We start from the raw sequence: 13,269 nt of genomic DNA, 5'->3' as shown, positions 1-13,269 counted from the left end.
TCCCTTTATTTTAATCAAGTTTTCCTTGAATGATAAATCCTTAAGAAAATCAAAAAATATTCGTACAGATCATGATAAGGACTTGAATATGTTTCAGCTTTGCTATGCCAGCCAGAGTACCTCGACGGCTGAAAATTTACTGCAAGATTTACGCAATATTCTGACCGAAGCGCGCAATGCTAATACCCAGCATCAGGTATCGGGTGTGCTGTGCTATGCAGAGGGTTATTTTTTTCAATGTCTGCAAGGTGATGAACAGGCCGTTCAGGAAGTTTTTGCCGGGATTGTTGGTGATCCGCGTCATCAGAATATCCAAATTTTTACCGAGAATCATGTTGCCCAGCAGCGTTTTCAGGATTGGGCCATGAAATATGTGATGCGTAATAGCGAGATTAAAGCCTATTTTCAGCAACTCGGTCATGCGCAATTTTTACCGCATCAATTAAATGCCACACAGGTTGATGGATTGCTTCAGGTGCTATATGAGGCGCTAAATCATTCGGTGGTAGATGAGGTGGCTTAAATCTGCTGCCTGCGTTATAAAAAGAATAAAAAAAGAACCTCCATTGAGATTCTCTTTTATTGAAAAGATTAAATAACTTTACGGTCCGGACGCTGGGTTAAGCGGCACAACAGCTCATAACCAATGGTGCCATTGGCCGCTGCGACATCATCCACTAATCGTTGCTTGCCCCAAAGCTCGACTTCCGTGCCTAACTGAACATCCAATCCAGTTACATCAATAGCAATCATATCCATGGCAACACGACCGACTACAGCTGCTTTTTGGCCGTTAATGGCGACAAAATTCTGCGCAAAGAAGGCACGTGGATAACCATCACCGTAGCCAATGGACACAATAGCCAGTTGCATAGCTTTATCGGCAGTAAAGGTCGAGCCATAACCAACCTGTTCACCGGCCTGAATCTCATTTAAGGCAATAATTTCTGCGCTAAAGGTCATCACCGGTTTTAAATCTAGTGCATAAATATCTCGGTCTGCAAACGGAGTTGCGCCATAAAGCATGATGCCGGGACGGACAAAATCAAAATGCAGTTCCGGATATTTATAGATGGCAGCAGAATTACAGCACGAAGCTAAAATCGGTGCGCAGTCGTTTTTTACTTCCAGAAACTGACGGATCTGTTCATCATTCAGTGGATGATCAGCATCTGCATTGGCAAAGTGCATCGCCAGAACACAGGTAAAGCCGGCCGATTTTAATTGCTGAATGACCTCTTTAATCACCTCAAGTTTAAAGCCCAGACGGTTCATGCCGCTGTTGAGCTTAACCCAGACTTTCAGATTTTTAGAGATATAGGCATCTTTGTGCGCAATGAGCCATGTAACCTGTTCAGGCTGATGCACCACAATCTCGATATTCCGTTCAATGACAATTGGCATTTCATCTTTAGTGAACACGCCTTCAATCAGGGTGATGGGTTGCTGGAACCCCAGTTCACGAATTTCCAGTGCTTCTTGTAAACAGGCGACACCAAAGGCATCGCTGTCTTGTAAGGCTGCTAAGCAGTCTTTAACGCCATGTCCATAAGCATTGGCTTTGACCATACTGACAATTTTGGCAGTTGGGGCAAGTTGTCTGACACGGTTTAAATTATATTGAAGCGCAGCGCGATCAATATAAACTGTAGCTTGGCGCACCCTTATTTACTCCTACAGGGTCATGGAAAGGCAATGATGGCTGAATTATTCATCATCATCGTACTGAGCATAAAACTCAGGGGAAAGGTTACTAAAGCGGGTGTATTGGCCTTCAAACGCCAGACGCACGGTGCCAATCGGGCCGTTACGCTGTTTACCAATAATAATTTCGGCAGTACCGGCTTCTTTAGATTCCTTGTTATAGACCTCATCACGGTAAATGAACATGATCAAGTCGGCATCCTGCTCAATCGCACCCGATTCACGTAAGTCGGACATTACCGGGCGTTTGTTGGGACGGTTTTCCAGCGAGCGGTTGAGCTGGGAGAGGGCAATGACCGGACATTGCATTTCTTTGGCCAGGGCTTTCAAGCTACGCGAAATTTCTGAAATCTCGCCGACACGGTTATCGCCCATGCCCGGTACTTTCATCAGCTGCAAATAGTCGACCATGATACAGCCGAGTTTGCCGCCGTGCTGTTTGGCAATTCGGCGTGCACGCGAACGTACTTCGGTTGGAGGGAGCGCTGATGAGTCATCAATGTATAAATGCTTTTCTTGTAGCTGTAAAATGGTGCCGGTGACTTTGGACCATTCATCGCCGCTGAGTTTGCCGGAACGTAAATTCCCCTGATGCACTTTGCCATACGAGGAAATCAGACGCATGGCAATTGAATCGGCTGGCATTTCCATGGAGTAAACCAGCGCCGGCAGGTCGTTATTGAACAGTACACTTTCAACCAGGTTCATGGCAAAGGTGGTTTTACCCATTGACGGACGGGCCGCAACAATAATCAGGTCGCCAGCTTGCATCCCCGAAGTTTTATTGTCCAGCTCGACAAAGCCGGTGGTCAGACCGGTAATGTTGCCATCCATTTGCGACAGTTCATTTAACTTGTCGAAGACATCGGCCACGACGGTATTAATGGCTTTCGGACCGGCATTTTTCTTGTTGTTATTGTGCTGCTCGGCAATCTGGAAAATATTGGTTTCAGCGAGGTCTAGAATTTCACTGACAGTGCGGCCTTTGGTGTCATAGGCATTTTGCAGAATTTCCGAGCTGACTTTAATCATGTTTCTTAAGGTCGAAAACTCTTTAATTTTAGCCGCATAAGTTTCCAGGTTATAGAAACTCGATGGTGAATCGGCCATCAGCTGCATGAGATATTCTTCACCACCAATGGCATCAAGCAGATTGTGCTTGATCAGCCAGTCATTGACCAGAACGGCATCATAAGGGGAGTTTTCTTTGGCCAGGGTATCAATGGCACGGTAAATATATTTGTGTCGCGTGGCGTAGAAATCGGATTCCTGTAATACATCTCCGACCTGTTCCAGTGATTCGGCCACGGTCATGAGGGCAGCCAGAACGGCCTGCTCAATGGCCAGGTTATGCGGCGGGGTGCGAAACTCTTTGAGCGCACCGGAATCGTTGCTGGAACTCTCTGTTTTGACTGGAGTTGGTTTGGTGTTGGCCAGCGCCTGTGACATATAATTCCCTGATTTTAATACGATGAATACCAAATAAAACCGGTGGTCTTATAGCATGAATTCAATAAACGGTGTAACCACAAATCATACGCGCTCTGGCAAAAAAAGCGAGCAGATTTTAAGAACGGATAGCTTACAAAAAGGTGAGGAGATTTTTACAGAAATAAAAAAAGAGCATGCCAAGGCATGCCCTTTTTTCTTGCGAGAAATTACTCAGATACGATAGTAACGAGAACTTCAGCAACAACATCATGGTGCAATTGGATTGCGATGTTGAATTCACCAGTGTGACGAAGCGCACCGTTTGGTAAACGAACTTCTGAACGGTCTACTTCTAAACCAGCGTTCGTTAACGCGTCAGCGATGTCACGAGTACCGATTGAACCGAATAATTTACCTTCGTCACCCGCTTTCGCAGTGATTACGATATTTACTTCGTTCAGTTGGTCAGCACGTGCTTGAGCAGCAGCCAATACTTCAGCTTCTTGCTTCTCAAGTTCAGCACGACGAGCTTCAAAAGCAGCAGTGTTTGCTTCAGTCGCAGCAACTGCTTTACCTTGAGGGATAAGGAAGTTACGGCCGTAACCAGCTTTAACTGATACTTTATCGCCTAATTTACCAAGGTTTTTAATGCGTTGTAATAAGATAATATCCACAGCTCAACCTCACTTATGATTGTCAGTGTAAGGGATCAACGCTAAGTAGCGAGCTTGTTTGATCGCAAGCGCTAATTGACGTTGGTAACGAGCTTTAGTACCTGTAATACGGCTAGGAACGATCTTGCCGTTTTCAGTGATGTACTGTTTTAAAGTATCGATATCTTTGTAGTCGATGTACGTAACGTTCTCAGCTGTAAAGCGGCAGAACTTGCGACGACGGTAAAAACGTGCCATTGATGTTCTCCTTATGCTTCAGCAGAGTCTTGGTTAACTTGTTGTGCTTCTTCACGTTGAGCTTTACGCGCACGTTTTTCTTCAGCACTCTTAGCCAGTAAAGACTCTTCAGTGATAGCGTTTTCACGACGGATGATTAAGCTACGAAGGATCGCGTCGTTATAACGGAACAATTCTTCAAGTTCATCAAGAGTCGTTTGACCACATTCAACGTTCATTAAAATGTAGTGCGCTTTGTGAATTTTGTTAATTGGGTAAGCCAATTGACGACGGCCCCAATCTTCTAAACGGTGAATTTGACCTTCAGCTTCTTTGATGTGAGTCAGGTAACGTTCTACCATACCCACAACTTGATCGCTTTGGTCTGGGTGTACCAAAAGTACGATTTCGTAGTGACGCATTATCAGCTCCTTACGGTTTATGCAGCCCCTGACCAAATAGCCAGAAGCAAGGAGTCACAACCAGGGTTGTGTCGCAAAATTGCGAAGCGTGAATTTTAGTGCTTTTGCTAACGAAATACAAGCCATTGAACAAAGAGCTTGATCACTTATTTCAACAAAAGAGTGAGGTGGGGGAATTATGGTAATAAGCTTACTAATAGAGAGTAAGTATCTATAAATCAGAAAAAAGAGATCGAAGAAAAGAAAACTGGAATTAGAAGGGGAGTCCCATCTTAAAAGATAGAGAGGGCTCTATCTTTTAAAAGAGGATGATTGAATTTGCAGGAGCTTGCGCAGTAATGCTGAAGCTTAAACTGATCACGGTAATTAAAATTACAGAGAACAGGAAAAAGCGCTTTGCCCACAGCTGATCATTTTCTGCTTTAAAGCCGAGGATGGCAATGTACAGCCAGTAAATACACAGGGCATTTAAAATGAGCAAATATAACCAGTTGGCATATCCAAATACAAATAAGGCATTCATGACCACTGTAAACAGAATCACATAAATTAGCGACTCTACTTTGGTGCGATACACAGAACGCGCCACAGGTAAAATTGGAATACCTGCATTTTTGTAGTCATCGAAGCGGTAAATGGCAATCGCCCAGGAATGCGGCATTTGCCACAGTGCATAGCCCAGAAAAATAAGCAGGGCAGCCAGGTCAAACTGGTTTGCAACCGCAGTATAACCAATAACCGGTGGGCTTGCGCCCGAAATACTACCAATAATGGTCTGATGAATGGTGGTGCGTTTGGTCCATAAGCTATAAAAGCCGACATAAACTACAAAACCAATCACGGCAAAAAGGAAAGCGTACGCATTTACCCCAAACCATAAAATGCTAAAACCCAGTACACCCAGCACTAAAGCAAACACTAAAGCAACCGGAACTGAAATGGTTTTTTTTACCATCGCACGATTTTGTGTACGTTGCATTTTTTGGTCGATGTCTTGGTCAATTACGTTATTAACCACACATCCAGATGCCACTACCAGGGTAGTGCCCAGAAGGGTAAGAAGCAGGAGAAGGAAATCTACAGAACCTTGAGTGGCTACAAAGTAGCCACCCAAAGTGGTAACGAAGTTACCGAAGAGAATTCCTGGCTTAGTCAGGAATAAATACTTTTTCAGCATGACAACCAGTTTAGATCATCATGTTGTAGTGAAGGTAGTTCATAATCCATACTGAACCGACTAACAGAATAGCGATACAGAGGATTGTATAAATAAACGCAATCACGTTCCAGCGTTGTTCTGAAGACGAGTTCATGTGCAGGAAGTAAACTAACTGTACAAGAACCTGAGCAACCGCAGTAATCGCAATAACTGTGACCAGCAGACCGCGGCTAAAACCACCTGCCATAACCATACCAAAAGGAATAACGGTTAAAATAACAGACAGGATAAAGCCAACAGAGTACTGCTTGAAGTTACCGTGTGATGCGCCAGCAGCGTTGTGATCGTGACCCATTATAGAACTCCCATCAAGTAAACGACGCTGAATACACAGATCCATACGATGTCAAGGAAGTGCCAGAACAAGCTTAGGCAAGCAAGACGACGCATGTTAGGTAGAGTCAAACCATATTTCTTGATTTGAATCATTAACACGATCATCCATACCAGACCAGAAGTAACGTGAATACCGTGCGTACCAACTAAAGTAAAGAACGCAGATAAGAACGCACTAACGCTTGGGCCATGACCAGCGTGAACTAAATGATTGAACTCATATAGTTCCATGCCAATAAAGATCGCACCGAAGATCCATGTGATGCCTAACCAAGTTAAAACTTTAGCAACATCTTTTTTGTATGCAGCCAGAACTGCAAAACCAAAGGTTACTGAAGAGATCAGCAGGGCGAAGGTTTCAGTTAAAACGAAACCTAAAGACTCGCCAAAAAGATCTTTTGCACTTGGAGTACCAACTGGAACGTGGCTGCTTAATACAGCGAATGCAATGAAGAGTGTACCGAAAATGATCAAGTCACTCATCAAGTAAGTCCAGAAACCAAAGACAGTGATGTCAGTATCATCGTGATGATGATGCTCATCGTGTCCGTGGTTGTCGTGATGAAGTACCTCAGCCATTGTCTTAGTCCTTCTTCAAGTGTTTTTCAAGTAAGGCATAACGTTCGTTTTCAATGCGTTCTACTTCTGCTGCAGGAACATAGTAGTCCACTTTCTTCGTGAACGAGCTCACGATGAACGAAATGATAGACGCGATAAACGTTACAACTACTAACCACCAGATGTGCCAGATAAGTGCAAAGCCCATTACTGTGATAAACATAGCAATCACAAAGCCCGCAGCACGGTTGGTTGGCATGTGGATGTCTTCGTACTTCGCTGGTTTCGCGTAAGCTACGCCATTCTCTTTGTCAGTCCAGAAAGTATCAATACCATTGATCTTTGGAAGATGCGCAAAGTTATAGAACGGAGCAGGAGATGAAGTCGCCCATTCAAGGGTACGGCCATCCCAAGGGTCGCCAGTGTGGTCAAGACGCTGGTTACGTTGCAAGAAGCCAACAATGATTTGCATCAAGAAGCATGCAATACCAATGGCAATCATTACCGAACCCACCATCGCGATCATGACATATGGGTCCCAATCTGGGTTGTCATATGTGTTCAGACGACGCGTCATACCCATGAAACCAAGGATATACAGCGGCATGAACGCAAAGTAGAAACCTAAGAACCAGAACCAGAATGCAGCTTTACCCCAAGTTTCATTCAGTCTCCAACCAAACATTTTTGGCCAGTAGAAAATGATACCTGCGAACATCGCGAATACTACACCACCAATAATTACGTTATGGAAGTGAGCGATCAGGAATAAAGAGTTGTGTACCAGGAAGTCCGCTGGTGGAACTGCCATTAATACACCTGTTAAACCACCGATACCGAAAGTCACTAGGAAGCCAAGTGTCCACAGCATTGGAGTTGTGTAGGTGATGCGGCCCTTGTACATGGTGAATAACCAAGAGAAGATTTTCACACCCGTCGGGATCGCAATAATCATGGTCATGATACCGAAGAACGCGTTAACGTTGGCACCTGCACCCATGGTAAAGAAGTGGTGAACCCATACAACGAAAGACAATACAGTAATTGCTACAGTTGCATACACCATTGATTTGTAGCCGAACAACGTTTTACGAGAGAACGTCGCAACAACTTCTGAGTAAATACCAAATGCTGGTAATACCAAGATATAAACTTCAGGGTGACCCCAAGTCCAGATCAGGTTTACATACAACATTGGGCTACCACCCATGTCGTTTGTAAAGAAGTGGAAACCGAAGTAACGGTCAAGCGTTAACATTGCAATTGTTGCAGTTAACACTGGGAATGAAGCAATGATCAGTACCGCTGTACATAAAGATGTCCAGGTAAAGATCGGCATGTCCATTAATTTCATGCCAGGCGCACGCATCTTGATGATGGTAACGAAGAAGTTAACACCCGTTAGAAGCGTACCTAAACCGGAGATCTGTAATGCCCAGATATAGTAGTCCATACCTACGCCTGGAGAGTATTCAATACCTGACAGTGGAGGATAAGCCATCCAGCCTGTTGCAGCGAACTCACCAATTGCAAGTGAAACCATGATTAGACCCGCAGCACCAGCGAACAGCCAGAAGCTTAAAGAGTTTAATAATGGGAAGGCAACGTCACGAGCACCAATCTGTAAAGGTACAGAGATGTTCATCAAGCCTACTACAAGACCCATTGCCACGAAGAAGATCATGATCACACCGTGTGCGGTGAAGATCTGGTCGTAGTGCTCAGGGTGTAAATAACCTTCGCCACCACCTCGTGCAAGGAATTGCTGAAGACGCATCATGATCGCATCGGCGAAACCACGCAGCAGCATGACCACAGACACGATGATATACATGATACCAATTTTTTTATGGTCTACAGATGTGAACCATTCATTCCACAGGTAACCCCATTTCTTGAAGTAGGTAATACCCGCAACAAGAACGAGACCGCCCAGGATCATCATTACAACTGTAGCCTGTACGATTGGATCGTACGGAATTGCATCTAGTCCTAACTTACCAAACATGTCTTATTCCTCTACAGAAGCAGTCGCATGTTCAACGTTTACATGAGCTTCTGAAGCAGGCGCTTCAAGCGCAGTTTCAGCTTGAGCTGAATGGTCTGCACCATGATAGTTACTCATGTATTTATTGATCACAGATTCAAACAAGCCTTGCTCTACAGAAGAGTAATAAGTCACAGGATGTGGCTGAGTCTTATAAGGACCTTCTGCTTCAGCAGTTGCAGCAAGTTTTTTCTCTAGTTCTGTTTTCGCGTTACGAACCATTGCATCAATTTGTTTCTGTGAACGGTTACCGTCACGTAAAGATGCAAATTCAGCTTGATCTAGAACTGTTTTTTGAACAGCTTCAGGATTGATCGTTGTGCCTTGTCCGGCTTTAACCGCAGTTACCCATTGATCAAAATCAGCTTCAGTTACAGAGTGAGCAAGGAAGCGCATTTGAGAGAAACCGTAACCTGAGTAGTTAGACGAGAAGCCGCGGTATTGACCAGTGCTGTTCGCTAATATGTTCAGGTGAGTCTGCATACCCGCCATTGCATAAATCTGACCAGACAATGCAGGGATAAAGAACGAGTTCATTGTAAAGTTAGATGTTAAACGAAGGCTTACCGGAGTTTGCTCTGGGAAGCGGATTTCGTTAACAGTCGCAATGTTCTGTTCTGGGTAGATGAAGATCCATTTGAATTGTTCGGCAATAACCTGAACAGTTAATGGAGCCTTATCTGACTCGATTGGACGGTATGGGTCATACTTGTGGGAACCCCACCAAGTTAACCAAGCTAAAATACCAATAATAATAACCGGGATACCCCAAACCACGATTTCAATCGCAGTAGAGTGTGCCCATGTTGGTTTATAGTCTGCATCTTTATTTGATGCGCGATATTTCCAACCAAACCATAATGCCATGATGATTGAAGGAATCACCACTAATAGCATCAAGTAGATCGCAGTCATCATCAGGTTCGATTGACCTTCAGCAACTGGACCTTGCGAGTTTAGAAGTACCATATCACCACCACACCCGGTTAAGAGTGCAGCCATCGTAGATAAAGACAATACAGCTAAAATCGTTTGTCTCATTTTACAACCTCGGTGAAGAGTCCCATTCCCTAATTTAATTATGGGATAGCGATTATAGTGTCGCATGATTGATAAGTATTTTTTTGACGCAAAAATCCTTGTCAATCATGATACACCGCTACGTTGTAGGGCATTATGCCTGATATCGACAAACTAAGCTACTCAAAAAGCGGCTTTAAATGACTGTAATAAAAACCGATTCTGTCACTCGGAATTAACTTTTTTACGAAATATTTTTATTTGTATATCAATGTAATGAATAAAAAAGGGATGAAATTTCATCCCTTTTTTGATCTTTTATTTTTCTTGCTTTACGACTTTGGTTTTGGCCAGTTTGTCATGCAAAGTCTGACGTTTTTCACCCAAAGCGAAGATATAATCGGCAATTGTAATAAACGGCATGAATAACAGATTCAAAATAATGAAAACCAGGGTACGCAGGGCAAATACGCGGGTCAGGCCTACTTTGCTGTGGTCTTCAGCATCGACAATCTTGATTTTGGTTAAACGTTTACCAATACTCTGTCCACTTTTGGCCAGTAGAAATGCCTGAATCCCGAGCATAATCAGCAGGTAAATAGCCATCATTTGCCAGGCATCGGCAGGAATCAGGCGAAACAGTTCCGACTGTAGTTGCACGGCCTGATCAGAGCTGGTGGCTGACTGCATTTTTTGTTGTAGTTCAGACAGTTGACCAAACTGGTCCTGCGTTAAAAAGAAAGATGGAATGGCGGCGGCGGGTAACCACAGCAACAGGTCAATAATTTTCGCCAGTGCGCGCGTGCCGATAGAGGCCAGTTCGGTTTGAGCGGCTTTTGCTTGCGGCTGGTTCAGGCTTGAATTGTTATAGCTGGCGGTATTCTGCGGCTGCTGAAACGGTGATGCTTCTGGTGCGGCCGGCGCAGGCTCGTAGCCTTCAGGTTGATATACAAGTTTACCTTGGGTGAGCTCACCTAAAGCTTTCCATTCTGTCATCCCTTGATGCCATGCAAGATCTGTCAGTAACACTTGCTGGCTGGCAAGCATCTGGTTTACTTGCTCCAGGGTATATGGACCGGCTTGTTGATTATTTCGTGCCAAGTAAATCTGCATAAAGTTTAAATCTCAAATCTATAAATAAAAAAGACCCAATGAATGGGTCTTTTTTAACATGTTTTATTAAGCTTGTTGAGCTTTTTCTTCAGCAAGGAAGAACCAGGTGTCTAATACTGAGTCTGGGTTCAGCGACACAGATTCAATCCCTTGTTCCATCAGCCATTTTGCCAGGTCAGGGTGGTCAGATGGACCTTGACCACAGATGCCGACATATTTGCCCGCTTTACGGCAAGCATGAATCGCCATCGACAGCAGGGCTTTTACCGCTGCATCACGTTCATCAAACAGGTGAGAAACAATACCTGAGTCACGGTCTAAACCAAGGGTTAACTGGGTCAAGTCGTTTGAACCGATTGAGAAACCGTCGAAGTGTTCAAGGAATTGCTCAGCCAACAGGGCGTTGGTTGGTAATTCACACATCATGATCACTTTCAGACCATTTTCACCACGTTTCAGGCCATTTTGTGCCAGCAGTTCCATCACACGTTTCGCTTCAGCCACAGTACGTACAAATGGAATCATGATTTGTACGTTGGTTAAGCCCATTTCATCACGGACTTTTTTCAGTGCGCGACATTCAAGCTCGAAGCAGTCACGGAAGTTGTCTGATACATAACGGCTTGCACCACGGAAGCCTAGCATCGGGTTTTCTTCTTCCGGCTCGTATAACTTACCGCCAATCAGGTTGGCATATTCGTTTGATTTGAAGTCAGACATACGCACGATGACTGGCTTGTCTGCAAACGCGGCTGCCAGCGTTGAAATACCTTCTACCAGTTTTTCCACATAGAATTCAACTGGAGAAGTATAACCCGCAGTACGTGCCATTACGGCTGCACGTGTTTCACGTGGCAAGCTGTCAATATTCAGTAGTGCTTTTGGATGCACACCAATCATACGGTTAATGATGAACTCAAGACGTGCCAGGCCAATGCCTTCGTTTGGAATTTGCGCGAAGTCAAATGCACGGTCCGGGTTACCCACGTTCATCATGATCTTGAACGGCAGCGCAGGCATCGACTCGATTGAGTTACGTTGTACTTCAAAATCTAAAGCACCTTCGTAAATGAAACCGGTATCACCTTCAGCACAAGATACTGTCACTTCCTGACCGTCAGTCAAGACTTCAGTGGCATTACCACAACCCACAATTGCAGGAACACCTAATTCACGCGCAATAATCGCAGCGTGACAGGTACGACCACCACGGTTCGTGACAATGGCAGCGGCACGTTTCATCACTGGTTCCCAATCCGGGTCGGTCATGTCAGAAACCAGTACATCACCGTCTTGGACTTTGTCCATTTCTTTAATCGAGGTTACGATGCGAACTTTACCAGAACCGATACGCTGACCAATTGAACGGCCTTCACACAACACAGTGCCGCGTTGTTTCAGCAGGTAGCGTTCCATGGTGCCCACGTTTTGACGGCTTTTCACTGTTTCCGGACGCGCCTGAACAATGTAAATTAAACCGTCATCACCATCTTTGGCCCATTCGATGTCCATTGGTGCACCATAGTGCTCTTCAATGATTAACGCCTGTTTTGCCAGTTCTTGCAGTTCGTGATCGTTTAAGGCGAACTGTTGACGATCCGCTTTTTCAACATCAACCACAACCACAGATTTACCAGCCGCACCTTCTTCACCATAAATCATTTTCTGGTGTTTAGAACCAAGGTTACGACGTAAAACCGCATGCTTACCTGCTCTTAACAGCGGCTTAGAGATATAGAATTCGTCAGGGTTAACCGCACCTTGTACCACCATTTCACCCAGACCGTAAGAAGCCGTAATAAAGACTGCATCACGGAAACCAGATTCTGTATCCAGGGTGAACATTACACCTGCGGCACCTGTTTCTGAGCGCACCATGCGTTGTACGCCAGCAGACAGGGCAACAACATCATGGTCAAAGTTTTGGTGTACACGGTAAGAAATTGCGCGGTCGTTGTACAAAGAGGCAAATACTTCTTTAATGGCAATCAGGACGTTGTCGATGCCACGGATGTTCAGGAAAGTTTCCTGTTGACCCGCGAAAGAAGCATCTGGCAAATCTTCTGCGGTAGCAGATGAACGAACGGCAACCGCGATGTCAGGGTTACCGTTAGAAAGTTCTGCGAAAGCATCGCGGATTTCTTTTTCAAGTTCTGCCGTAAGCGGAGTGTCGACAATCCATTGACGGATTTTTGCGCCTGTCTCAGCAAGAGCATTGACGTCATCTACATTTAACGTTTTAAGCTCGGCTTGAATTTTAGCGTTTAGGCCACTTTGCTCGAGAAATTCACGATAAGCTTGAGCCGTTGTCGCAAAGCCACCTGGTACAGAGACGCCAGCATTAGACAAATGGCTGATCATTTCGCCCAGAGATGAGTTTTTCCCACCTACGAGCTCAACGTCGTGTTTCCCTAATTTTTCTAGACCAATTACGCGCGCTTCCAAAGTTATTACTCCACTTTTGCAGTATTAATCACTATCTTGGCATGAAATTATATTGAATATGCTTAGCTTTTTGATTTAACTAAG

13 protein-coding genes are annotated in these 13,269 nt (G+C 44.6%); 1 reads left to right on the top strand and 12 read right to left on the bottom strand.

Going from position 1 to position 13,269, the window contains the following annotated elements; genetic code table 11:
- The first annotated feature begins 88 nt into the window (after positions 1-88).
- Positions 89-523, top strand: a complete 435-nt coding sequence (locus tag ACVLR6_RS08580) for a BLUF domain-containing protein (protein ID WP_104488928.1) — start codon at positions 89-91, stop codon at positions 521-523.
- 68 nt (positions 524-591) lie between these two features.
- Here ACVLR6_RS08580 and alr read toward each other — a convergent pair whose 3' ends face one another.
- From alr to ppsA, 12 genes are all read right to left on the bottom strand, one after another.
- Positions 592-1,662: an alanine racemase gene (alr, locus tag ACVLR6_RS08575; RefSeq protein WP_455994982.1), complete on the bottom strand. Its 1,071-nt coding sequence runs from the start codon at positions 1,660-1,662 to the stop codon at positions 592-594.
- 45 nt (positions 1,663-1,707) lie between these two features.
- On the bottom strand, positions 1,708-3,153 hold the full coding sequence (gene dnaB / locus ACVLR6_RS08570) for a replicative DNA helicase (RefSeq protein WP_005178744.1): 1,446 nt from the start codon (positions 3,151-3,153) through the stop codon (positions 1,708-1,710).
- Between the two features lie 209 nt (positions 3,154-3,362).
- Positions 3,363-3,809, bottom strand: a complete 447-nt coding sequence (gene rplI / locus ACVLR6_RS08565; protein ID WP_005178742.1) for a 50S ribosomal protein L9 — start codon at positions 3,807-3,809, stop codon at positions 3,363-3,365.
- 9 nt (positions 3,810-3,818) lie between these two features.
- Positions 3,819-4,046, bottom strand: coding sequence for a 30S ribosomal protein S18 (rpsR, locus tag ACVLR6_RS08560; protein WP_004719336.1), 228 nt, complete (start codon positions 4,044-4,046; stop codon positions 3,819-3,821).
- A gap of 11 nt (positions 4,047-4,057) precedes the next feature.
- Complete coding sequence (gene rpsF, locus ACVLR6_RS08555) at positions 4,058-4,447, bottom strand: 30S ribosomal protein S6 (protein WP_005178734.1); 390 nt, start codon at positions 4,445-4,447, stop codon at positions 4,058-4,060.
- A 298-nt stretch (positions 4,448-4,745) separates the two neighbouring features.
- Positions 4,746-5,624 carry a heme o synthase gene (cyoE, locus tag ACVLR6_RS08550; protein WP_016659096.1) on the bottom strand — a complete coding sequence of 293 codons (879 nt, stop codon included), beginning with the start codon at positions 5,622-5,624 and terminating at the stop codon, positions 4,746-4,748.
- A 10-nt stretch (positions 5,625-5,634) separates the two neighbouring features.
- Entirely contained in the window at positions 5,635-5,964 is a 330-nt protein-coding gene (locus tag ACVLR6_RS08545) for a cytochrome o ubiquinol oxidase subunit IV (protein WP_171065104.1), read from the bottom strand.
- The gene (gene cyoC / locus ACVLR6_RS08540; protein ID WP_005178726.1) at positions 5,961-6,581 is read right to left on the bottom strand and encodes a cytochrome o ubiquinol oxidase subunit III; all 621 of its coding nucleotides are present in this window, start codon (positions 6,579-6,581) and stop codon (positions 5,961-5,963) included. The genes ACVLR6_RS08545 and cyoC overlap by 4 nt, the downstream gene beginning before the upstream one ends.
- A 4-nt stretch (positions 6,582-6,585) precedes the next feature.
- Positions 6,586-8,568: a cytochrome o ubiquinol oxidase subunit I gene (gene cyoB, locus ACVLR6_RS08535; protein WP_104491607.1), complete on the bottom strand. Its 1,983-nt coding sequence runs from the start codon at positions 8,566-8,568 to the stop codon at positions 6,586-6,588.
- Positions 8,569-8,571: 3 nt separating this feature from the next.
- Positions 8,572-9,648: a ubiquinol oxidase subunit II gene (gene cyoA, locus ACVLR6_RS08530; RefSeq protein ID WP_104491605.1), complete on the bottom strand. Its 1,077-nt coding sequence runs from the start codon at positions 9,646-9,648 to the stop codon at positions 8,572-8,574.
- A 297-nt stretch (positions 9,649-9,945) separates the two neighbouring features.
- Positions 9,946-10,740 carry an RDD family protein gene (locus tag ACVLR6_RS08525; protein WP_104488924.1) on the bottom strand — a complete coding sequence of 265 codons (795 nt, stop codon included), beginning with the start codon at positions 10,738-10,740 and terminating at the stop codon, positions 9,946-9,948.
- Between the two features lie 66 nt (positions 10,741-10,806).
- Positions 10,807-13,185, bottom strand: a complete 2,379-nt coding sequence (ppsA, locus tag ACVLR6_RS08520) for a phosphoenolpyruvate synthase (RefSeq protein WP_005178721.1) — start codon at positions 13,183-13,185, stop codon at positions 10,807-10,809.
- Positions 13,186-13,269 lie beyond the last annotated feature (84 nt).

It is taken from the genome of Acinetobacter sp. T63, from assembly GCF_053852345.1.
This window is presented reverse-complemented; position numbering and strand designations above follow the sequence as displayed.

Coding starts and splice junctions, on each gene's coding strand:
- ACVLR6_RS08580 (WP_104488928.1), top strand. CDS start 89: ATGTTTCAGCTTTGCTATGCCAGCCAGAGTACCTCGACGGCTGAAAAT.
- dnaB (WP_005178744.1), bottom strand. CDS start 3,153: ATGTCACAGGCGCTGGCCAACACCAAACCAACTCCAGTCAAAACAGAG.
- rpsR (WP_004719336.1), bottom strand. CDS start 4,046: ATGGCACGTTTTTACCGTCGTCGCAAGTTCTGCCGCTTTACAGCTGAG.
- rpsF (WP_005178734.1), bottom strand. CDS start 4,447: ATGCGTCACTACGAAATCGTACTTTTGGTACACCCAGACCAAAGCGAT.
- cyoE (WP_016659096.1), bottom strand. CDS start 5,624: ATGCTGAAAAAGTATTTATTCCTGACTAAGCCAGGAATTCTCTTCGGT.
- cyoC (WP_005178726.1), bottom strand. CDS start 6,581: ATGGCTGAGGTACTTCATCACGACAACCACGGACACGATGAGCATCAT.
- cyoB (WP_104491607.1), bottom strand. CDS start 8,568: ATGTTTGGTAAGTTAGGACTAGATGCAATTCCGTACGATCCAATCGTA.
- cyoA (WP_104491605.1), bottom strand. CDS start 9,648: ATGAGACAAACGATTTTAGCTGTATTGTCTTTATCTACGATGGCTGCA.
- ACVLR6_RS08525 (WP_104488924.1), bottom strand. CDS start 10,740: ATGCAGATTTACTTGGCACGAAATAATCAACAAGCCGGTCCATATACC.